This is a genomic window from Pseudorhodobacter sp. W20_MBD10_FR17, from assembly GCF_052119765.1.
In the GTDB taxonomy this organism is placed as follows: domain Bacteria; phylum Pseudomonadota; class Alphaproteobacteria; order Rhodobacterales; family Rhodobacteraceae; genus Pseudorhodobacter.
This window is the reverse complement of sequence record NZ_JBGQOQ010000033.1, coordinates 14,676-37,196: the sequence shown is the minus strand read 5'-3', so window position 1 is coordinate 37,196 and position 22,521 is coordinate 14,676. Positions and strand designations below refer to the sequence as shown.

The window sequence follows — 22,521 nt, the reverse complement described above, 5'->3', positions numbered from 1 at the left end:
GTCGAAGCCCAATCGAATACCGTAAAAGCCTAGGACTTATGACGTAAAAACAGTCCAAGTTTTTGTCCGCATCCCCGGGCCAGCGGTCAAAACCGCGCAAACAGGCCGGACACATGACTGCTTCTGACAAATGCACAAATCTGATCAAATATGTCTTGCTATGCAGGAGCCATCCACACAAGACTTTCGCTGCGACGGCCAATTTTTTGTCGTCGGTACCCCACCCGTGGAGAAAGGACTGAAGAGTATCTGATCGGATGTCTGAAAACGCAACTTGAGGAACGTCGCATTGCGGGGGTTCACCTCGACGAGGTGCAGGACGCTGGCCGGTATGCCAACGACGACACTATGCAGGGATTCGTAAAGCGTTTTCGGAACCTGATGCAGGAATCTCCGTGGCCAGTATGTTTGATCCTGACATCGACATGCGAAGGTCGCGAATTGATCAATTTTGACAAGACGTTGTCTCGACGTCTCCGGCCAATCGAAATTCGCCCCATGACGGTAGACAGCGATGGTCTCAGCCTCAGGGAATCAGCAGGGAAACTGGTTGCCTCCGCAGGACTTTCGCATGGTGGCCTTTTTGACGAACCTGCATTCATGCCCCTATTCATGCACGCGGCGGCTTACCGGTTTGGCGTGGCAGTGGAAATGGTCATCGAGGCAATCGGCGAAGCGTTGTCTGAAGGCCATAATGAGGTCAATCTTGACCACTTCGCGGAAGCGTATTTTCTTCGCGCGGACTGCGATGAAGAGATGAACCCGTTCATTTCTGATCATTGGCGCGGGATCGATACCACTATTGTTCTGGATCGGCACAAAGTTGAGAAAAAAGAGCCTCGGAAACGCTCGAAGCGGAAGTAACCCTGCGTTCAACCGCTTTGCGCTCAGACAAAAGGCCGCCATCGGGCGGCCTTTTTCGATTCTAGCTTCCTATCGGTCGAAGGTCAGTTGGTATGGAGATGTCGGAAGTTGGTATAGGGGTGTCGGCAAATCTATTTTCAGAGTGTCGAAAGATTTACCAAGTCATTGATTTACAAAGATAAAAAGTATATCTAAGTTGGTGTTTCAGTGTCGGACAACAGATATTGTAATAAATGGAAAATGTGGTGGGTCGCTTGGTTTATCCCACCGACTTTCCCGCCGATACTGCGGCGCTAGGTGGTTTACATGTCTCTTTTTGTCCTCTGGTTCGCATTCGCGCGCCGGCAACTTTTGATAGAAAGATTGACACATGACGAATACACAAACCGCACTTGCTGGCCTGTTTGACGGGCTCACTCAAACAGCACAGGCCGACTTGCAAACCCAAACAATCGAAACGCTCTTTGCCGAATGGGTGGGCGAGTTCGACAGGATTGCCGCGACTGATGCGAGAGGCGGCCTGTTGGGCGCACCTGCGGCGCGACTTCCACGATTTTTGGGCATCGACCAAGTCCGAGATCGCCCGCGAGGCGCTTGACCGGATCGGCAAGCTCTACGACATCGAGCGCGACATCAACGGCCAGCCCGCTGACATCCGCCATGCGGCGCGTCAAAAGCTAAGCCAGCCTAAGGTTGCAGCCTTCTTTGCCTGGTCCGAACAGCAACTCCTTCGCATTCCGGGCAAGAGTGAACTGGCAAAGGCATTCCGCTATGGCCTGAGCCGTCGGGACGCATTCAGCCTGTTCCTGACGGACGGTCGTGTGGCCATCGACAACAATCCAGCCGAGCGCGCCCTGCGCCCCATTGGAATCGGCAGGAAAAATTGGCTATTTGCAGGGGCCGATACCGGTGCGGAAACCCTGGCCCGCGCAATGACCATCATCGAAACGGCCAAGCTCAACGGCCTTGACCCGCAGGCCTTTCTCGCCGACATCCTCGACCGTATCCACGATCACAAGATCAACCGGCTGGATGAACTTCTGCCGTGGAATTGGGTGCCGCTGGCCGCTGCCCATTCACAGGCCGCCTGATGGCTGCGGTGACCCATGTCTGCAGCATCGACTACGTCGCCAAAATGTTGGGCGAAGATGCTCGGCTACGGTTTCGCGGTTCATTAAGCGCGGCCAACGTGTCGGGCCCATGATCTGCATCCCGGATTTCGGGATGACAGTCAGGTGGCCTACGTCAAGGGTATTGGGAAATTCAGAATTCGGTGCAGCCATACGGGACCTCCATTGGACGTCTCGACCGTGGCTATACCCGTTTTCGAGAGGATTGATTTTATAGGAGGTAGGGCCTCCCACTGGGCAAAAAAAAGGGGGGGTGAGTGATTCGTGTCAAGATAATTTTACACATCAGCTTAACATGATGATAAATATGAAAATTCAAATTTGGACTTCAAGCAAAATGACATCGAACATCAATGTTGTTCTATCCAAAAGTCATCGAACATCGCGGAGTTTGGCATGGCGAGAGCACACTCTGCGAGTTTACCACAAACTCCATCTTGGTAGAAGTCGTACGCATGATTAAGCTGAGCACACCCGCAGACGACGACCCTGCCTTGGATTAATCCAAGCTGCTGCATGCCCTACGTAAAACAATACGGTATGCGGATGAACATGTCGGCGTCGGCTTGACCCAGACCAAGGTTCAATCGCAAGTTTGCCCATTGGGCTTCTCGTTGGCTTCAATGGCCTGATCCAACGTTTATTGATCTTGATGATTGCGGAGAGACAGGGATTGTAGCATTATCAGATTAATGTATTGATAAATAATGGAAATGATAACAATCATAGTCCTCATTTAGTGCCCGCCATGATGTGCTTCGACCGTAGTATAGAGCAAAATCTGCTTTACAAATTGGGATTGATTTCTCCTCGTTGCCGCTGGCGACAATGGAGGTTAAGCGACCTCACCGTGACAAAATTCGTATTATGCCACTGGATCAGGTGACTAAGCCTTGCGCCGAAGCATCAGAAAGTTGAATCTGCAAGAAATGCAGGGGCCCATAAATGGTTGATATCGGTAATCTTGATACTTTGAAGCGCCGCCTTCGGCGCGGTTTGCCTGTAAGCTTTTTGGTGGGGGCTCCATTCTCGTGGGATAACGGTGCGGGTGTTCCCCCTGTTGATGGGTTCATCGATGTTATCCGTGCGAAGGTCAAATCTATTAGCCTGGTGGATTTGCAGGCGCTGGACGCAGAACTCACGTTGGCCTAACCAGCGGAAAAATACCAGCGGGCCATGCGCTTCCTGTATCAGTCCTTTGACGCCAACTTTGTGAGCGAGGTCGTCCTTGATGCAGTCAAAATGGCTCGTCTTGCTGGGGCACCAGCACTCGGTCCGATTCCCGATTCCGATGGATCACCAGATGATTGGTCGATAAGCAGAGCGCAGCGCGGGTTGGCCTCGGTTATGAAATTGAACCCTGATCGTATCAAGGGGCTTTTGGGACCCCGCACCCGATGGGTGTGATACAAACTGTGACACAGAGTGTGATAAATTGAACCTTCCAAATCATATGAGTCAGCGCGGAAAATCCTGGCAGTTTGTTCGGCGTGTTCCAACAGAACTGGTGCCGATCGCGCAGGGAGGCTTGCATCAGCACCTCATCCTCGGGGCGTTTGATATAGCGATCGCGCATGTGGCGCATCGCACAGGTCAGAAAGCCGCCCGTACCGCAGGCCGGGTCCGTCACGATTTCGCCGGGGTGCGGATTAAGCTGTTGCACCATAAAGGAGGTGACGGCGCGGGGGTGTAATATTCGCCCGCATTGCCCGCGTTTTGCAGGTCATTCAACTATTGTTCGTAAAGGTCGCCGAAATGTTGGCATTCGGTGAGCGAGTTGAAGTCCACATCGTTGATCTTGTTGATGATCTGGCGGTATTTATTTCGAATATGGCACGCTTACCACCTCTAGAACAAATTCATGCCATATTTTCAACTTTAGGTATAGTAACCCATTGTCGGGTGATTCATCTTTGTGGGGTATATTTTATGAAAATTCTTGCCGTTGATGACGATCCAATCATTCTATCGCTTCTTGAGGCGTTTTTCGGTTCGTTTAAAAATCACGATGTTACAATGACTTCGTCCGGAGCAGAGGCTTTGCAGCTTATTAAGCAGGCAGGCACGGACGTTTTTGATTATTTCATGCTTGATATCCAGATGCCCGAAATGGACGGGATAGAGCTGACGTCCCGCATCCGTAAGCTGCCAACTTATACAGATACGCCTATCATCATGCTGACCGCGATGTCGGAAAAGCACTACATCGACAATGCTTTTGCAGCCGGTGCCACAGATTATGCGACCAAGCCTTTTGAAGTACGGGACCTTAATGCACGTATTGGCATGGCAGAGGCGCTGATCTCGGCCCGTAAAGCCAATCCATTCTGGATCGGAAATGCCCCATATATCGGCGAGGGGGCCGGTGGCGTGACCAGTAAGGCTTCGCTCCACGAGGCCTTTGCCATTAATGACGTGGATAATGTGATCGATTGCGTTGCAATGGAAAACTACGTCACTCAACTTTCGCGATCAGCCTTGTTCGGCTCTACGGTTTTCGCGTTTACAATTCGCCAGATCGCGGACTACCACCAAACTCTCAGCAGTTATGATTTTCATGGAATGATCGAAGACTCTGCCGAAATTATTTCAGACTGCTTGGCCGCGCGGCAAAACTTGATCACCTATGCGGGCAACGGCACATTCGTTTGCATCGTGGAAAGTGGCTATGTTCCCGATATGGGCGCATTGGTAGATACCCTAAATATCGCCTTTTCGCGTGCAGAAGTGTACCGCACTGGCGGAGAGCGTTTGCATCCGCGTGTCAGTGCAGGGCGGTCGATCCGGCTAGTTTGGAAAAAAGGCGCAGACGTGTTGAACGCATTGTCAGATGCACAAGCGAGCGCCGAAGCCGCTGCTGCAGAGCTTGAAAGATCACGCTACGACTATTTTGATGGCAAATATACCGCATAGATTAATGACCCGCGTGACGCACCAGGGCGTTTCGCGGCGGCGAATAGCTTTACAGGTTTATTGGCCTCGACAATTGGCAAGCACTGCCGAACACTTTATGCACGGGCAGGTTGTGCGCGCCTGTCAGGTCAGGCAACTATGGTTTACAATGCAATAGCGGTCAGGGCGGACAGATACATCTTTCGCTCTTCGTTGAATACCGAAAGGAACGCGGTGTGATACGCCTTCTACATGTCGAGGATGATCAGGACATTCGCGAGATTGCCGAGATGGCGCTTGATTTGTTCGCAAAATTTGAGCTGACGCAGTGTGTTGATGGATTCGATGCCCTGAAAACGCTGGAGACGTTTGTGCCGGATATAATCTTGCTGGACATGATGATGCCTAACATGACGGGCGTGCAATTGCTTGAAAAGCTGCGTCTGATGCCACATTTGCAAGATGTGCCGGTTGTTTTTATGACAGCGCGTGTGCAGGCCGCCGAGGTTAAGGCACTGATTGATTGCGGCGCGGTCGGCGTTATTGTTAAACCGTTTGATCCAATCGCCCTAAGTGACCAGATCGAAAAATTCTATAATGACAATCCTAAGGCTTGAAGTGAAGTTTTAACCAGCAGCGTTTCACAATAGCTTTGTAGAAGGCTTGGGCAAATTAAAAGAAAATTACTCGTATCATTGCATGGGACTGTACCTGCGCGTGAATTGGCGCTGAACCGTCACTTCGCGATTGGGCCAAGGTGATGCGGGGGCTTAGTGGGGGCATGTGGCGCGGATGACGGAACCAGACACATTTCAAGCCGGAATGATGCGCATTCAGCAACGCTTTTTGCAAAGCTTGGACAGCCATGCGGATGAGATATTTCGTTTGTCCGAGGCATTGGGCAAATCAGAAACAGATCGCGCAACATGTGCCGAGATTCTGGCCATCGCGCATAAGCTGCATGGAACCGCCAAAACTGTCGGATTTGACGAGATTGGCACCAAGGCGGCGACACTTGAAAATTCTGTACATCCGGCACTGTTCGTGACCGCCGTTCCTGATGTGAGCGATGTTCGCAGGCTTTTGGAGGATCTCCTTGATGAGATCGAAGATACCTTGCGTGGCGATTAACGCTTTGCAAACAGGCGGTTTGTCGCATTGGTTTTGAGATTCCATATTCTTGCCATAGAATTACCACTTCATACCGCCACAGCCTTAGCAATGTTTTCTTTAAGTCATTCGGTAAAGTGTGTGTTCCGTCTCAGTTTCAGACCTGAGTATGAGGTATCTAATGCGTAAAGTTTCAGAGAACGAAAATGCCGAGGTCGTGAATGATGCGGATTTTTCCCAAAATCTGAAAGATTATGCCTCGGTCGCCTTGAAAATGGCGGGACAACGACGGATTGCTTTTACTTCGGGCGTTGTGCTGGCGGGCAATTACTACAGCTTTACGATCGCAATTGTTTGCGCGGTCCTTATCGTGTGCTCTGAAATCTTTGAATCCGTGCTCTTTCGCCAGATCCTGGCTTGGTCGGGGAACAGCCAACAAATTGCGCGGCGGCATTTGGCCAAGCTGCTGCTTGGGGCAGGGCTGAGCTGTGGGGTCATTGTGTACTTCGCTGTCGCCATCGCCTTTGTGCAGGGTCCGGGCCCACATTTTATTTCGATGTTCTTTTTGTTGGCGGCGGGCCTATTCGCGGCGATGCATAATCATCAGGTCAAGGCCATTCTGGTTTTACGGCTTGTTGTCTATGGCGGCGCGTTTCTCTTTATTCCTATCTGGGATATTGTGGCCACCGCTGCGCCGTTTCAATCAGAGCTGTGGGCCAATCTGTTCGTCAGCATTTTCGTCTTGCATTTCGTGGTCGAATGTTCGCGCAACTATCTGTCGATTTATCGCGTCAATCAAAAACAGATGGAGGCGCTTGAGATTGAAACACGTATCGCCAACGAAGCCGTCGAAGCTAAGGCGGAATTCCTTTCAACCATGAGCCATGAGTTGAGAACGCCCCTGACCTCGATCAAAGGCTCGATTGACCTTATGTCGGCGGGGCGGCTTGGCCCGATGCCGGATAGCTTGAAAAAAGTAGTGGGGATCGCGCAGCGCAATTGTAACAAATTGGTCCGACTGATTGATGATACCCTCGACCTGCATAAGATTATCGCAGGGAAAATGTCTTTTTCTATGGATACAGTTCACTTACCAAAACTGGTTGAGTCAACCGTCACCGCCAATCGGCCCTTTGCAGAACGTCTTGGTATTACTTTGCATTTTGACACGGGCGCTGAAGATGTGTTCGTGGTTGGCGATTGGGTGCGGCTTGAACAGGTTATGACAAACATATTGTCAAACGCGGCAAAGTTTTCCCCAACAGGAAGTGGTGTACAGGTCCGGATCGAAAGCGATCAGGACACGGTGCGCGTTCTCGTGATCGACAATGGCATCGGATTGACTGAGAGCGAAAGGGCAGACGTGTTTGACCGCTATAGCAAGGTTAATACGGTCGGCACGAATAAAGTTGGTGGCACCGGAATCGGCATGAACATTTCGGAAAAGATCATGCAGGCCCATGGTGGCAAGATCGGCTATTATAAGAATCAAGGGGCGGGAACGACCTTCTTTGTGGAATTGGCGCTGTGTGCAGCCCAACCCTGCCTTACGCAAGAATTGGAACGTGGTGAAAAAAGCGCAAGCGCCGCAGCATAGCAGCATGCCACATTGGTGATAGCGGTACAGTTGGCCCAACACCTTGCTGCGGTAACCGATAGAAGCAGCTTTGCATCGCATCGCGTGATGTAAAAAAGCAACTAAGGTTATTTGAGTTATGATGGTTTTAGCCTAACGCGACGACAACCTTGGTTGACTGACTTACATTGCCGTCTAAACTGTGCGTAATATACTCTTAAGGTTGTTTTCCTTCGTGTAAATTCAACCGAATGCACGCTGGTGTGGAAGGATGTATTGCAAGGTGCAGGTTATCGCTCGGGTTCTCTTTGCCGGCGCTTGTCTGGCTTTGACTGCGGTCGCTTCGGTGATGACGTCGTGGAACCTAGACGCACGGGCGGAGGACCAGTTTGCCAAGCAGGTCAACGATGCAAAGGTCAACTTTAACAGCAGGCTGAACGCATATGTTCACAGCTTGGACAGCGCAGCCGCTTTTGTTGCCAGTACTCCGGATCTTGATGCCGCTGATTGGCACAATTTCGTTGAGCTTGTCGATATCAACAAAAACCTACCCGGTGTCAGCGCGCTCGGCTTGATCCGTGCCGTGCCAGATATCCAACTCGCTGATTTTGTTGAAAAACGCCGCAAGGACGGTATGGACGATTATTCCGTTCACCCTGAGGTCAAAACGAGCGAACATCTGGTTATCGAGTTAATGGAGCCGCTTTCCAAGAATAACACCGCTTTGGGCCTAGACCTAATGTTCGATAAGGCACGCCATCAAGTTCTTGAAGATGCAAGAAACTCGGGCGCGATAGTTTTGTCTTCTCCGCTCAGTCTGGTGCAGCATCCGTCTAGTCCGGGATTTTTGTTTGCGCGCGCGGTCTACAGCACTCCGAAAGACAGTGCAGGTGGTTCAACGCCTCGGCCCCGCATCTTTCACGGATGGGTGGCTGCGCCTTTTATTGGTGCCGTGACGCTTGCTAACTTGGCAGCCCAGCAAACGGATTTTTTTGATCTTGCTGTTTATGATGTGTCGGACGGCACTGATGGTGTCTTGATCTATGATCACAAACCGGACGACCCGACCTACCAGCCCAAGTTCGCAGTAACCCTGACTGAACCGATCTATGGGCGCAACTGGTCGATGCATTTCACAAGCACCCGCTCGTTTGATGGGTCAGTCAAAAGTTATGCACCTCTGATTGCCCTGATTGCGGGCCTGTTCACAAGCGTGCTGCTATGCCTGTTGATGGAAATTCTGGTCCGGCGGGTCAACACCGTTAATTCGCTTGTCGCACGCCGCACAAAAGAATTGAAAGCGCGGGTCGAGGAAAACAAGTCTATCGTCGAAAGCGCCTATGTTCCGATAATCATCCTGAACGAACATGATGAGATTATTCAGGCAAATGCGGCGGCCCTTGCACTGCTGGGTTACAGCCAACTGTTTGAAATTAAGCGTATGCCCATCAGCAGCTATGTGTATCCAGTGGCCCAACCGGATCAGTCAGAGAGGGCGGGCTTCGGTGGCTGGAGCCATGTGGGCGCAAATGGTCGCCTTTTAAACGTTCGAAGAAGCAGTTGGACGGGGGCGAAAGGCGATCAGCGGCATTCTCTCATCATTCAAGATGTGACCGAAGAGGCCAATACCGCGCGCCGTATCGCCGAGGCCGAGCAGCGCTGGCATATTGCGCTGAATGGTTCCGATATTGGCGTGTTCGACATTGATCTTCGGACGGGTCGATCAATCGTTTCTGAAGCTTGGAAACGGGTGATGCAGGTTGAGGATGAAAGCGCTGATTTTGATTCGCAGGCAGAGTTCCTAAGCCGTATCAACGCGCAGGATCTTGACCGCCTGCAAGATGCAGATCTTCGTTGTATCAACGGCGAGACCGAGCGTTCCATCTGCGAATACCGGATTTCGGACCGTGACGGAAATTGGCGCTGGATGCGTTCAGACGCCGCAGTGGTCGAACGCTCACAAGATGGCAAAGCTTTGCGCATGATTGGGGCGCAGATGGATGTCACCGATCTCCGTATGGCCCGCGATGCGCTTGAGGTCAGCCAAAAGCGCTTTGAACTGATGATCTCCGAAGCGCCAGTTGGGATGGCGGTGTTTACCAACGATGGCGTTTTCTTAAACGTCAATGATGCACTTTGCCAATTCCTTGGCTACCGCGCAGATGAGATCCTCGGCGGCGTTCGCATCAGTGATGTGCTTGATAAGACTGTCATGAAGGCGGTTATCGGCCTCATCGGGCCGCAGGCCGTTGACAGATCGCGCGCCTACCACGGCGAGCATGAATGGACTGCCAGCGATGGCAGCAAAATATGGGCCTTGCTCAGCATTTCCTGGACGTTCGATCCAGAAGAACAAGGTGACATCTATATCGCGCAGCTATCTGACATCACGGAAAAGAAGCATATCGAACGGATAAAAAGCGAATTCGTGGCAACTGTAAGTCATGAGTTACGGACGCCGCTCACCTCGATTAAGGGGGCGCTGTCTTTGCTTGAGACGTCGCCTGAATTTGCCCAAGGTCCGACAAAACGTCTCCTTGATATTGCTCGGCGGAACTCAGACCGTCTGGGCGCAATCGTGAATGACATTTTGGATTTCGAAAAACTGTCTTCTGAACAGATCAGCTTTGACGTGGCCGCACATCCCCTGAAAAAGGTGATCCTTGACGCTGCCACACTGATCGAATCCATGGCGGCGAAAGGTAACGTCTCGATCAAGCTTGATCTTCCGGATGATCCTATGATGGCAATGATCGATCCTGCGCGCACCCATCAGGTTTTGGCCAACCTGCTGTCTAACGCATGCAAGTTTTCCTTTCCTTCAAGTGAAATCGAGGTGCGGTCCGGCACTGTCGACAATTTCCATATCGTCTATATCTGCAACCGAGGCTGCGGCATTCCGGCATCCTTCCGCTCTCAAATTTTCAAGCCTTTTGTTCAGGCCGACAATTCGGCCAAGCGGCAATTCGAAGGCACAGGACTGGGGCTGCATATTGCGCAGAAAATTGTTAACAGCATGGGCGGGCGTATTGGCTTTACCAGTGAGCCGAACAAGCTGACAGTCTTTTGGTTCACGGTTCCAATTGCGCATCAAGAGACCGTCAAAGTGTTGCGCGTGGTTGGGGGGGAGTCATAATGCGGAATTGGACTGCTGCCGCGGTACCGCTGGTTCGCGGCCTGTGATCGGGGCAGTTTTAGGCGCGCCTTGCTGGATTCTGGCGAATGGCGGTGCATTCCCAATTTTCTATGCCCGGAATTGCCGTATCCTCTATAATCTTGAAGAGTTGCAATGTAAGCACAATTTAAAGTTGTTATGTGAACGCTCTAAGCGATGGGACTAAAATGAAAATTTTGGCTGTTGATGATGATCCAATCATCCTTGAATTGCTGCCCATGGTTGCGGCCAGAGGTGGTTTCAAAGACGTCACCACCACGATGTCGGGCGAGCATGCGCTGCAAATGTTGCGCAACAGCGACGTAACTTTTGATTGTTTGCTGTTCGACGTTAATATGCCCGAGATGGACGGTATCGAGCTTTGTGCCTTGGCCCGCGCCGTGGAGGGCTACGCGAAAACCCCTATCATTATGGTCACGGCTATGGCCGAGAAGTCCATTATCGATCGTGCATTTGCGGCCGGGGCGACGGATTACGTCAACAAGCCTTTCGATGTCGTCGAATTGGGGGCTAGGCTAAGGGTGGCAGAGGTGTTGATTGCCACGCGGCGCGCCGCCGATGGCGCTATCGGACGTGACCAAGCAAACCTCCAGGACAATGCCCTACCTTCAGTCTTTCCATTGGATGAAGAGGTTCAGATTTATGGCGTAAAGGCCCTGATTGAGTACAGCACTTTGCGGAACTATCTGTCTCAGCTGTCTGTGACGGGGGTTGTTGGCTCACAAGTGCTGGCCTTTAAGATCGACCATGTCGAAAAGATCCATTCACGCGCCTCTGCCGACAAATTTATCATTGCTCTGACCGAAGTGGCCCAGACCACTTATCAGGTCATGCAAGAATTCTGTCCGATGATGGCATATATCGGAAACGGGACTTTCCTTATGGTCGCGGACAAGCCAAACCTTGAACGCTCAAGCGAAATCGAAATGGAAATTCAGTCAATTTTGGATGGCAAAAATCTTCAATATGACAACGGAGACCCCCTAAAAATCGTTATTTCGGCGAGCAATCCGATCCGGCCCAGTACGAGCAAATTTCAACGTGTCCGAAAAACCTTTGACCGTGCTATTGCGAGAGTGGAAAGCCGTGCGTCGCGAAAGTAAGGGGGGCGGGTTGCTATAGGTTTAGCATTTATGGTTCTGGGAGGGCACGTGAGGTTCCTGAGCTCTTCATATCTGACGCGGGCTTGAACCTATCGCTGTTTTGTGCCGCCTTTTGTTTGAACTGGGGGCCGTGTCGAATTTGGAGGCATTGTTCGAATACCTGCATGTTTTTGCGATTTGCAGCTTGATTTGATTTACTTAGACCGCCACTAATTTCACACAACCCAAAGGCGCATTTGATCAGATCGCCAGCCCCACAGTCATCTATCGGAGAAGTAAGGAGCAAGCGGGTCGAATATGATTTCAAATTTCAATGCGCACCGTCTCCAATGGATGGCTTGGATGTTTTGTCTTGCGCTCTCATACATTTCATTTCTCGTTGTTCAAAATATTGCTCAGGGCAAGACGCTGGAAAGTTTTGAGGTCTTGGTAGATCAAGGCACTGCAAGCCTTAAACAACGCGCGGATGACTTAAGCCGTACCCTCGACGGGGTGTCTGGGTTCATTTTGGCCGCGAACCCCGTTTCGGCAGAAAGTATGTCAGAATACGTGCGGGCATTGCATATCAATACCAACACGTCCGAAATTGATGCGATCGGTTTCGCGTCATTCGATGCAACCGATACCATCACGTCAAACGCTGACGAAACAACGGATGGAAACCGAAGCACTGTCAACGCTTTACAATCAGAACCACGCGTCGATCAGTTTTCCGTCCAATATATTGAGCCGTATTCAGACAATAAGATGTTTTTGGAGGTAGCATTTGGCAACAACCCTGAGTTTCTTGCCAATGCGAAAGCCGCGCGTGACACGGGACAAACGCTTGCAACTGAGATTTTCTTCAGGGGGCCCCCGAACGGAGGGCATCTTCAGACATTTTTGCTTAAACCGATTTATCGCTCTGCGCGGACTTCAGGCCAGGAAAATCAACTGCAAACGGGCTTTCTCGGTTTTGCATTTGCTGTGCTAAACGTCGAAAATATCTTTAGAGATCTCACGATATCTCAGGGCAATCTGATAGATCTGCGTGTTGAATTTGATCAGAAAGACTCAGAGTCAGAGCGCGGCAATTCCGGCATGACACTTGGCAGCGCGCCAACTTTGGCTACCTATGTTATTCATCACCAAGTCAAAAAATTTGGGCAGCCCATGTCGCTGTCATGGAGCAGTAGACCAGAATTCGAGGCAATCCAGCCGTTTCGCGCAAAGTGGATTGTTTTGGCGTTGGGGCTTTTGATCACTGCACTGATCAGCTTGATCTTGAACGTCTTGGTTCAAAGAAACCTAACGGTAACAGCACTTGTTGAGAAAAAGTCGCGTGAGCTTGACACGCAGGGCGTGGAGAAACGCTCAATCCTTGAAAACGCGATGCTCGCAATCGTCTCGGTCACCCAGTCAGGCGAGATCATACATGCGAACGATGCCTCGGTGAAACTTCTATCGCCGCACAATCGGGGCACCACGCTGAATGGTAAATCCATTCGCGACTTTCTGCCTGACATTGGCCTGACAGGCCCTGATGGTTGGGCAAAGCTAAATATAGCGATGGGATTTTCAGATGCGGAACGATTAACCATCGAAGTTGAAAAGAAGACTTGGATTACTGCTGACGGTGAGACCCGAATTACGCTGCTGATACGTGACATCACAGTGAACGAAAGGCTTGCGCGGGAAATTGTCGAGACCGAGCAGCGGTGGAATCTTGCGCTTACAGGGGCACAGATTGGCGTTTTTGATGTCGATCTAAAGTGCAAAACGTCAGTCGTCTCCGAAACGTGGCTCAAATGTCTGCAAATAGCAGTTCAGTCAGACTGTGAAGATCCTTATCGGCAACAGTTGGACCACATTCACCCTGACGACCGCCAGATATTGGAAGACGCCGAAGCAGCATGCATCAAAGGCGTCACAGATCGCGCCGAGGCCCGTTTCCGCATTAAAATTGCAAATGGTGAATGGCGTTGGATCAAATCCGATGCGGTTATTGTCGAGCGCGCCACCGATGGAACTGCCCTTAGAATGCTCGGCATCCAGACGGATATCACAGAAAGCTTTAAGCTGGAGCAGATGAAACGTGATTTCGTGTCCACTGTCAGCCACGAACTCCGTACCCCGTTGACGTCAATCAATGGGGCATTAAGCCTGTTGCGGGCACAAACGAAAGACACCAACGCGCGCGGCTCTGACCGCTTGCTGCAGATTGGCATTTCAAACTGCGACCGCCTTGTCAGACTGGTGAATGATATTTTGGATATCGAGAAAATCAATGCTGGCAAAATGACCCATGATGCCAAAGCTGAAGATATTCATCACATCCTTAGCCTTGCATCTGCGCAAGTCGAGACCTACGCATCGCAATGGCATGTGGCTATTGATGTGGTGGCACCCGAAAGTGCTCAATCCATCTGGACCGATAAAAACCGGATTATGCAGGTTTTGACAAATCTTTTGTCGAACGCATGTAAATTCGCACATAGTGGCACTACGGTCCGCCTAGGCGCCGAAATTCTGCCCGGTTTTACAAAAATTTCAGTACGCAATTTGGGTCCGGGTATCCCGGAAGAATTTAAGGATATGATTTTTCAGCCTTTTTCGCAAGCAGACAACTCTACCACACGCGAGCGGGGCGGCACGGGGCTGGGGCTAAACATATCGCGCCATCTGGTCGAAGCGATGGGAGGCACGATGGGCTTTGAGAGCGAACCAGACAAAGAAACCATTTTCTGGTTCACGTGCCCGTTGTATGCAAATTCACCTATAAGTGAGAAAGCTACGTGAACCATCAATATGATGGAGTGCCCTTGCTGTGCCGAACGTCATAATCCTATGTCGTCGCGCTGCGGCTGTGGCTTGGGCTTGCACGGCAGGGCTGCACAGGGCAGGATGCCGCGTGATTTAGAAATGAGAGGATCGCCCCCATGATGCGCACCCGTGCTGCCGTTGCTGTTGCCCCCGGAAAACCACTAGAGATTATGGAGGTCAATCTGGAAGGCCCCAAGGCTGGTGAGGTTTTGGTTGAGATCAAAGCGACGGGCTTGTGCCATACGGATGAATTTACACGCTCGGGCGATGACCCAGAAGGGATTTTTCCTGCGATTCTGGGCCACGAAGGGGCGGGAATTGTGCTGGAGATTGGCGAAGGCGTGACGACGCTTGAAGTCGGCGACCATGTGATCCCGCTTTATACCCCCGAATGCCGCGAGTGTGAGTATTGCCTGTCGGGCAAGACCAACCTGTGCCAGAAAATCCGCCTGACCCAAGGGCGGGGCTTGTTGCCCGATGGTACCACGCGGTTTTCAATGCTCGATGGTACGCCGATCCATCACTACATGGGCTGTTCCACCTTTGCCAACCACACGGTCATTCCAGAAATCGCGCTGGCCAAGGTGCGCAAGGACGCGCCGTTTGATAAAATTTGCTATATCGGTTGCGGCGTGACCACAGGCATTGGTGCCGTGATCAACACCGCCAAGGTAGAAATTGGCGCGCGTTGCATTGTGTTTGGGCTGGGCGGCATCGGGTTGAACGTCATCCAAGGCCTGCGCATGGCGGGGGCGGACCAAGTGGTTGGCGTTGATCTGAATGACAGCAAAGAGGAAATCGCACGCTATTTCGGCCTGACCGATTTTGTGAACCCCAGCAAGGTTGAAGGCGATCTGGTGGCGCATTTGGTCGAGTTGACCAAGGGCGGGGCCGATTACACCTTTGATGCCACCGGCAACACCAAGGTGATGCGCACCGCGTTGGAGGCCGCGCATAAAGGCTGGGGCGAAAGCATCATCATCGGGGTGGCACCTGCTGGGGCCGAGATTTCAACACGGCCGTTCCAGCTTGTCACTGGGCGCGTCTGGCGTGGCACGGCCTTTGGTGGCGCCAAGGGGCGCACCGATGTGCCAAAGATTGTCGATTGGTACATGAACGGCAAGATTGAGATTGACCCGATGATCACCCACAAGCTGACGCTAGACCAAATCAACGAAGGGTTTGAGCTGATGCACCGTGGTGAATCCATTCGGGCCGTTGTCGAGTTCTAAGCGCGGGCCTGTCCCTATGTGCGAAAGGAGGGGTTGGAAGCATCGGCTTCCAGCCCTTTTTGCTGCCCTGCGCCAAGGCGGGCCATGATATCGCCACATCCATTTGGCATCTGATCGGTTAAAAGCTGTGGGGCAGGCCCGATTCTGCCTTGGCCCGCGTTTGCCGGCGGTGCCGTTTAAGCCGTGTTAGAATGATACACCTAAGGGTGAGTGAATGACGAGTGGAACGCAAATGAGTGAAGGGCCGCAAAACGACAGCCCGCGCCCCAGCATTTTGTCACGGGCGGCGCGTGGGTCGGCATGGACGGCGATGTCGTTTGTGGCCGCACAGGGCTTTCGGTTGATTTCAAACCTTGTCCTGACGCGCCTGTTGTTCCCCGAGGCGTTTGGCATCATGGCTTTGGTCACGATGCTGCTGGTGGGCCTGACGTTGTTTTCCGATATGGGCGTTGGCCCTGCGATCATGCAAAGCAAACGTGGCGACGACCCTGATTTTCTGAACACGGCCTGGACGGTGCAAATTCTGCGAGGTGTGGGCCTGTGGCTGGCGGCCTGTGCTGTGGCCTATCCGGCGGCACTGTTTTATGACCAGCCACTGATTGCACAACTGCTGCCCGTGGCCAGCCTGTCCTTGCTGTTCGCGGGGTTAGAGCCGACACGTGTAGACACGGCCTACCGGCATTTGCTGTTGGGGCGGCTTACCGCGCTGGACCTGATCGCCACGATTTCGGGTATTGTGATGATGCTGGCCTTTGCCGCCGTGACAAAATCGGTATGGGCTTTGGCCTTTGGCGGGGTGGGCACGGCGGCGATACGCCTTACGCTGATGTGGCTGTTCATGCCGGGGCAGGGCAACCGCCTGCGCTGGGAAAGGGCGGCAGGGCATGAGCTGCTGCACTTTGGCTTTTGGATTTTCCTCAGCTCGGTCTGCGGGTTTCTGGTGTCGCAGGGCGATAAGGCGGTTTTGGGTAAATACCTGTCGATCCAAGGGCTTGGCATCTACAATATCGGCGCGTTTCTCGCGATGTTCCCGATGATGCTTGGGTCCACCGTCACGGCGCGGGTTCTTATCCCAATCTACCGCGAGCATCCGGAAAATGACCCCGAAGCCCGCAAACGGTTGGAACGGATACGGTTTTTCGTGACCGGCGGGCTGATCGCAGCGCTGGCGTTTCTGGCGCTGACAGGGCCGATGATTGTGAACCTGCTCTATGATGCGCGCTATCATTCGGCGGGGGGCGTGATGGTGGCGATTTGCGCGGTGCAGATGATCGTGGTGGTGTTTTTAACCTATGATCAGGCAGCGCTGGCGCAAGGCGACAGTCGCGGGTTCTTTGTGGTCAGTGCCGCCAAGGCGACGTTGCAGACGCTGGGGTTTTTGGTTGGTGCGCAGTTTATGGGCCTTGCAGGGGCGATGCTTGGGCAGGCGCTGGGCATGTTGATCTATGTGCCGATTATCGCGCGGCTGGCGTGGCGGCATCGCGTTTGGGATGCGCGGCATGATGCGATCTACCTTTTGGTCGCCCTCTCCTTTGGGCTGTTTGCGGTCTGGCTGAATTGGGCGTCTGTATCGCTGCTGTTTCCCGGCACCGGCGGCGGGTTTCATGGCTAAGCGTGCCTTATCCGAGGCTTGGCCCCATACGGCAGATCCTATACAATATGATCATAATGGGCTAGATAAGGCCCTGAAGCTGCCATCTTTTTCAAGCGCAGCGTTCTGGGAAAGCTGCCATGGATAAATTGCCGGCCCATGAAATTGTCTATCGCAGGATCCGCGATATGGTGTTGTTTGGTGAATTGGCACCGGGGCAGGCGGTCACTATTCAAGGCTTGGTTGAGGCCTTGGAAACAGGGATTACGCCCGTACGCGAGGCGATCCGCCGCTTAACAGCCGAAGGTGCTTTGGAGTTTAAAGGCAACCGCCGGGTCAGCGTGCCCGAGTTAACAGTCGCGCATTTGGCCGAGCTGGGCTTTGCCCGCTTGGCGATTGAGCCGCATTTGGCGCAAATCGCGGCCAGCCGAATGCAAGTTATTGATATTGAAGTGTTAGAGCAGATCGATGCGCAGGTGAATGCGGCGATCCGGCAAGGGGATGTGCGTGCCTATCTAGAGCAGAACTACCTGTTTCATACCACACTTTATGCGCATTCAGGGGCCGATATTCTGGGCGCGATGGTGCAAGGGCTTTGGCTGCGCGTGGGGCCGTCTTTGCGCATTGTCTGTGGCCGGTATGGCACCCAAAACCTGCCCGACAAACATGCCGAGGCGATCTTGGCCCTGCGCGACGGGCGTGCGGCCGATGTGGCTACCGCGATCCGCGATGATATTGTGCAGGGCCAAGAGCAAATCGCGCAGGCTTTGGCCGAGGCTGTCGCGCCCCATTGACTTTGAATAATTTGATCATATTCTTGGCCAAAGTCGAGCTAAAACACAAAGCAGGGTGGCAGTCTGCCGCCCTGCGTGCCCTCCGATAAACCTACACCTGCCCGCCGCATCACTGCCCGGCACTGCGAAAAGGACGATGCCATGACCGCGATCACCAATCACTTGCCCACCAAAGAGCTTCAGGCGCTGGACGCCGCCCACCACATGCACCCGTTTACTGATGGCAACGCGCTGAATGCCGCTGGCGCACGGATTATCACGCGGGCCAAAGGTGTGAACCTGACCGATAGCGAAGGGCATGAGATTCTTGACGGGATGTCGGGTCTGTGGTGCGTGGGCGTCGGTTATGGCCGCCAAGAGCTGGTCGATGCCGCCGCGCGCCAAATGCTGGAACTGCCGTTCTACAACACCTTCTTTATGACCAGCCATGTGCCTGTGATTGCCCTTAGCGCCAAGCTGGCCGAGCTGGCACCGGACAACATCAACCATGTGTTTTATGCCAGCTCGGGTTCTGAATCGAATGACACCAACATTCGCCTTGTGCGGCACTATTGGGCCAAAAAGGGCAAGCCGACAAAAACCACGCTGATCAGCCGCAAAAACGGCTATCACGGCTCGACCTTGGGTGGTGGGAGCCTTGGCGGTATGGCGTCGATGCAAAACCAAGGCTGCCCGATTATCCCCGGCATCCATCACATTGATCAGCCGCATTGGTGGGCTGAAGGTGGCGATATGACGCCCGAAGAGTTCGGGCTGGAACGCGCGCGCCAGTTGGAAACCGCCATTCTGGAAATCGGCGAAGATAACGTCGCGGCCTTTATCGGCGAGCCTATTCAAGGCGCTGGCGGTGTGATCATTCCGCCCAGCACCTATTGGCCGGAAATTCAGCGCATCTGCGATAAGTATGAGATTTTGTTGATCGCGGATGAGGTGATTACGGGGTTTGGCCGTACCGGCAACTGGTTCGGCTCTACCACCATGGGCATTCGCCCCGACATTATCACAATCGCGAAAACCCTGACCTCGGGTTATATTCCGATGGGCGGGTCGCTGATCAGCGATGAAATTGCCACCACGATTGCGGATGGCGATTTCAACCACGGCTATACCTATTCGGGCCATCCGGTCGCGGCGGCCGTGGCACTTGAAAACCTGCGGATCATTCAGGATGAAAAGCTGGTAGAGCGCGTGCGCGATGATGTTGGCCCGTATTTCAAAGCGGCGCTGAAAACCCTGCTCGATCACCCGATGGTGGGTGAGGCGAATTCGGTTGGCCTAATGGGCACGCTGGCGCTGACACCGGATAAAGCCAAACGCGCCAAGTTCAAAGGCGAGGAAGGCGATGTTGGCCTGCGCTGCCGCACGCATTGCTTTAATAACGGCTTGGTCATGCGCGCTGTCGGCGACCGCATGATCATCGCACCGCCCTTTATCATCACGCATGATGAGATTGACACGCTGGTGGAACGCGCCCGCAAATCGCTGGACCAAACCTATGAAGGCCTGCTGAAAGACGGTTTGTTCGTCTCGGCCTAAGGGCCGCGTGAAAGATATCAAAGGCCCGGTGTTGCGCCGGGCCTTTGTGTTTGCCGCCCTAGGCCAGTTCGCTTTGCTGATGTGTGGCGCGTGCCAGCCAGTCGGGGTTGATGTCGACCCCCCAACCCGGCCCTTGGGGGATTTGCACCTTTCCATCGGTCACGGCAAAGGGATTGCCAAGGAATAGCCCGTCTTGCCACGGGTAATAGTCCTCGCCCTCAATCGAAAATTCCAGATATTTCCCTGCATTGGGAATGGCACCAAGCAGGTGCATGGTGCAGATCGTCACCAGTGACAGGTTGGCAGAATGGGGCGTGCAAGGCATTCCCACTGCCGCCGCCATTTCGGCAACCAAGAGCGTGCGGGCCATGCCGCCCATATACATAACATCGGGCTGCACGATATCGACGGCCTTCATGTTGATCATGCGGTGCCAAGTGGACAGATCCCAATCTTGCTCGCCGCCCGTCACATCGATCTCCAGCGCGGCTGTGACCTCACGGGTTTGGTCCAACTCCCAATAGGGGGTGGGTTCCTCAAAATGGCTAATCCCGTTGTCGGCCAGCATTTTACCGACCTCTATCGCGCGTTTGGGCGAAAAGCCCGAGTTGCCATCAACCAGCTTGGCAATGCCTTGGCCTAAGGCGTTGGCAACCGTCGGGATGACCTCTTCGGTGCGGCCGGGCCATTCGTCGATATCGCGGCCACATTCCGCACCAACTCGCCATTTGAACGCGTCAAAGCCGAATGTGTCGCGCAGTTTGACAAAGCGGGCGGCTTCATCCTGCGGTGTGATGTCGCGCTTCATCGAGCTGGCATAGGCGCGCAACCGGCCCGCAGTGCCGCCCAGAAGTTCGACCACGGGCTTGTTTTGGCGCCGCCCTTCCATATCCCATAGCGCGGTATCAAGGCCCGCATTGGCGCGGCACCGGTAGGAACCGGGGAATTTATGTTCGCGTTCCTCGATGCGTTGGATCAATGGAAGGATGTCATCGGTGCTGTTAATGTCGGTGCCCAAAGCCCAAGGGGCGATTTGGCGGTGCAGGATTTGTGCTGTGATATCGGCGTTATAGGTGGATGTTTGCCCCCAGCCCACCGCGCCATCCTGCGCCGTAAGCTTGGTGAAGCAGACGAAGTCATTTGAGAAGGTTTCGATTTTGGTAAGTTTGGGCATAGTCGGCTCCGCTTGAGGTCGGGCAAGCTTGGCGTAGTTGTGTCTATGGATCAAGCGGCGGCAGGGGGGCGCTGCCCCCCTCTGGCCCTGATGGGCCATTCACCCCCGGGGATACTTGGACCGAAAAGAAAGCGTGGGGGCGTGCTTTACCTGTATGGGCGTTGCGCAGTAGAAGGGGGGAAATGAAGGAGTGCTGGCTATGACATTTTCACGCAACATCAAGATCGCCCCGTCTATTCTGTCGGCAGACTTTGCCAATTTCGGGGCCGAGTGCCGCGCGATTGAAGATCAGGGCGCGGATTGGGTGCATGTTGATGTGATGGACGGGCATTTTGTGCCGAATATCACCTTTGGGCCAGCGACATGTGCGGCCATTCGCCGGCATATCAAAGGTGTGATGGATGTGCATTTGATGATCGCGCCGGTAGACAGCTATATCGACGCATTTGCGCAGGCCGGTGCCGATGTGATTTCAGCGCATCTAGAGGCAGGACCGCATATTCACCGCACGTTGCAGGCCATTCGCGGGGCAGGGGCCAAGGCTGGCCTTGCGATTAACCCCGGCACCCCGGTTGAGGCGGTGGAATATCTGCTGGATATGGTGGATCTGATCTGTGTGATGACGGTGAACCCCGGTTTTGGCGGGCAAAAGTTCATTCAGTCCCAAGTTTCCAAGGTCGCCAAGCTGCGCGCCATGATTGGCGACCGCCCTGTGCATATTGAGATTGACGGTGGGGTGACGGTTGAGACGGCACCTTTGGTGGCAGCAGCAGGGGCCGATGTGTTGGTTGCAGGCTCGGCGGTGTTCAAGGGGGGGGCGGTTGGCAACCCTGCGCCTTATGGCGTTAACATCGCGGCCATTCGTGCAGCCGCTGAAGCTGCGCTATGACCGCCGTTATCTTTGATCTGGACGGCACGTTGATTGACAGCGCTGCCGATATTGCCGCCAATGCCAATGCCGTGTTGGAGGAGATTGGCTTGGCGACTTTGCCGCCTGCGCAGATTGCCAGCTATGTTGGGCGGGGCGTGCCGCATCTGTTGCAACGCGTGCTTGAGGCCTCAGGGATGGCGCCCGAGGGGCCGTTGCTAAAGCCGATGATCCTGCGGTTCAACACCCTGTATGAGACTGCGTTTGAGCATACCGATATCTACCCCGGTGTGACCAAGGCACTGGTGCAACTGTCGGAAATGGGCTGTGTTTTGGGCCTTTGCACCAACAAACCCATCGCGCCGACCCATGCCGTGTTGCGTCATTTGGGGCTGGACCGGCATTTTACCGCCGTTTACGGAGGAGATAGCCTGCCGCAGCGCAAGCCCGACCCTGCGCCATTGTTCGCCACGGCGAGCGATTTGGGGCGTGACCGCGTCATCTATGTTGGCGACAGTGAGGTGGATGCCGAGACTGCCGCGAATGCCAAGGTGCCGTTTCTGATCTTTACGGAAGGGTATCGTAAAACCCCGGTGCATGAGCTGCCGCATGACGCAGCTTTCAATGATTTCAAACAACTGCCGGGGCTGGTTGCCAGCCTGATGAAAGGCTAA

The 22,521-nt window shown here is 53.5% G+C and carries 18 protein-coding genes and 1 pseudogene; 17 read left to right on the top strand and 2 right to left on the bottom strand.

Annotated features, from left to right (window positions below):
* Positions 1 to 498: 498 nt before the first annotated feature.
* The 4 genes and pseudogenes from ACEN2J_RS17305 (at position 499) to ACEN2J_RS17290 (ending at position 3,146) form a co-directional block, all read left to right on the top strand.
* Positions 499 to 864 carry a hypothetical protein gene (locus ACEN2J_RS17305; RefSeq protein WP_442107469.1) on the top strand — a complete coding sequence of 122 codons (366 nt, stop codon included), beginning with the start codon at positions 499 to 501 and terminating at the stop codon, positions 862 to 864.
* A 370-nt stretch (positions 865 to 1,234) separates the two neighbouring features.
* Positions 1,235 to 1,462 (top strand): hypothetical protein, encoded by a 228-nt coding sequence (locus ACEN2J_RS17300; protein WP_442107473.1) that lies wholly within the window; start codon positions 1,235 to 1,237, stop codon positions 1,460 to 1,462.
* A pseudogene (gene tnpC, locus ACEN2J_RS17295) lies at positions 1,356 to 1,955 on the top strand (IS66 family transposase); the annotation flags it as partial. The gene ACEN2J_RS17300 and the pseudogene tnpC, both read left to right, overlap by 107 nt.
* A 984-nt stretch (positions 1,956 to 2,939) precedes the next feature.
* On the top strand, positions 2,940 to 3,146 hold the full coding sequence (locus tag ACEN2J_RS17290; RefSeq protein ID WP_442107467.1) for a hypothetical protein: 207 nt from the start codon (positions 2,940 to 2,942) through the stop codon (positions 3,144 to 3,146).
* A gap of 217 nt (positions 3,147 to 3,363) precedes the next feature.
* On the opposite strand, the gene ACEN2J_RS17285 is transcribed toward ACEN2J_RS17290, so the two are convergent.
* On the bottom strand, positions 3,364 to 3,660 hold the full coding sequence (locus tag ACEN2J_RS17285) for an N-6 DNA methylase (RefSeq protein ID WP_442107465.1): 297 nt from the start codon (positions 3,658 to 3,660) through the stop codon (positions 3,364 to 3,366).
* Between the two features lie 89 nt (positions 3,661 to 3,749).
* Between ACEN2J_RS17285 and ACEN2J_RS17280 the strand changes: the two genes are divergently transcribed.
* From ACEN2J_RS17280 to ACEN2J_RS17230, 11 genes are all read left to right on the top strand, one after another.
* Positions 3,750 to 4,907, top strand: a complete 1,158-nt coding sequence (locus ACEN2J_RS17280) for a response regulator (RefSeq protein WP_442107463.1) — start codon at positions 3,750 to 3,752, stop codon at positions 4,905 to 4,907.
* A gap of 215 nt (positions 4,908 to 5,122) precedes the next feature.
* Positions 5,123 to 5,503 (top strand): response regulator, encoded by a 381-nt coding sequence (locus ACEN2J_RS17275; RefSeq protein WP_442107461.1) that lies wholly within the window; start codon positions 5,123 to 5,125, stop codon positions 5,501 to 5,503.
* Between the two features lie 175 nt (positions 5,504 to 5,678).
* On the top strand, positions 5,679 to 6,017 hold the full coding sequence (locus tag ACEN2J_RS17270) for an Hpt domain-containing protein (protein WP_442107459.1): 339 nt from the start codon (positions 5,679 to 5,681) through the stop codon (positions 6,015 to 6,017).
* Positions 6,018 to 6,177: 160 nt separating this feature from the next.
* Positions 6,178 to 7,593 carry a sensor histidine kinase gene (locus ACEN2J_RS17265; protein WP_442107457.1) on the top strand — a complete coding sequence of 472 codons (1,416 nt, stop codon included), beginning with the start codon at positions 6,178 to 6,180 and terminating at the stop codon, positions 7,591 to 7,593.
* 262 nt (positions 7,594 to 7,855) lie between these two features.
* Positions 7,856 to 10,708, top strand: coding sequence for a CHASE domain-containing protein (locus tag ACEN2J_RS17260; protein WP_442107455.1), 2,853 nt, complete (start codon positions 7,856 to 7,858; stop codon positions 10,706 to 10,708).
* 206 nt (positions 10,709 to 10,914) lie between these two features.
* On the top strand, positions 10,915 to 11,850 hold the full coding sequence (locus tag ACEN2J_RS17255) for a response regulator (RefSeq protein ID WP_442107453.1): 936 nt from the start codon (positions 10,915 to 10,917) through the stop codon (positions 11,848 to 11,850).
* Between the two features lie 297 nt (positions 11,851 to 12,147).
* Entirely contained in the window at positions 12,148 to 14,628 is a 2,481-nt protein-coding gene (locus tag ACEN2J_RS17250) for an ATP-binding protein (protein WP_442107451.1), read from the top strand.
* 143 nt (positions 14,629 to 14,771) lie between these two features.
* Entirely contained in the window at positions 14,772 to 15,884 is a 1,113-nt protein-coding gene (locus tag ACEN2J_RS17245) for an S-(hydroxymethyl)glutathione dehydrogenase/class III alcohol dehydrogenase (RefSeq protein ID WP_442107471.1), read from the top strand.
* A 214-nt stretch (positions 15,885 to 16,098) separates the two neighbouring features.
* Positions 16,099 to 17,496, top strand: coding sequence for an oligosaccharide flippase family protein (locus ACEN2J_RS17240; RefSeq protein ID WP_442107449.1), 1,398 nt, complete (start codon positions 16,099 to 16,101; stop codon positions 17,494 to 17,496).
* A gap of 119 nt (positions 17,497 to 17,615) precedes the next feature.
* Positions 17,616 to 18,269, top strand: coding sequence for a GntR family transcriptional regulator (locus tag ACEN2J_RS17235; RefSeq protein WP_442107447.1), 654 nt, complete (start codon positions 17,616 to 17,618; stop codon positions 18,267 to 18,269).
* Between the two features lie 141 nt (positions 18,270 to 18,410).
* Positions 18,411 to 19,805 (top strand): aspartate aminotransferase family protein, encoded by a 1,395-nt coding sequence (locus ACEN2J_RS17230; protein ID WP_442107445.1) that lies wholly within the window; start codon positions 18,411 to 18,413, stop codon positions 19,803 to 19,805.
* A gap of 58 nt (positions 19,806 to 19,863) precedes the next feature.
* On the opposite strand, the gene ACEN2J_RS17225 is transcribed toward ACEN2J_RS17230, so the two are convergent.
* Positions 19,864 to 20,979 (bottom strand): mandelate racemase/muconate lactonizing enzyme family protein, encoded by a 1,116-nt coding sequence (locus tag ACEN2J_RS17225; RefSeq protein ID WP_442107443.1) that lies wholly within the window; start codon positions 20,977 to 20,979, stop codon positions 19,864 to 19,866.
* A 199-nt stretch (positions 20,980 to 21,178) separates the two neighbouring features.
* Here ACEN2J_RS17225 and rpe point away from each other — a divergent pair, with 199 nt between their 5' ends.
* Together rpe and gph are read left to right on the top strand one after the other, a co-directional pair.
* Complete coding sequence (rpe, locus tag ACEN2J_RS17220) at positions 21,179 to 21,868, top strand: ribulose-phosphate 3-epimerase (protein WP_442107441.1); 690 nt, start codon at positions 21,179 to 21,181, stop codon at positions 21,866 to 21,868.
* Complete coding sequence (gene gph / locus ACEN2J_RS17215; RefSeq protein ID WP_442107439.1) at positions 21,865 to 22,521, top strand: phosphoglycolate phosphatase; 657 nt, start codon at positions 21,865 to 21,867, stop codon at positions 22,519 to 22,521. The genes rpe and gph overlap by 4 nt, the downstream gene beginning before the upstream one ends.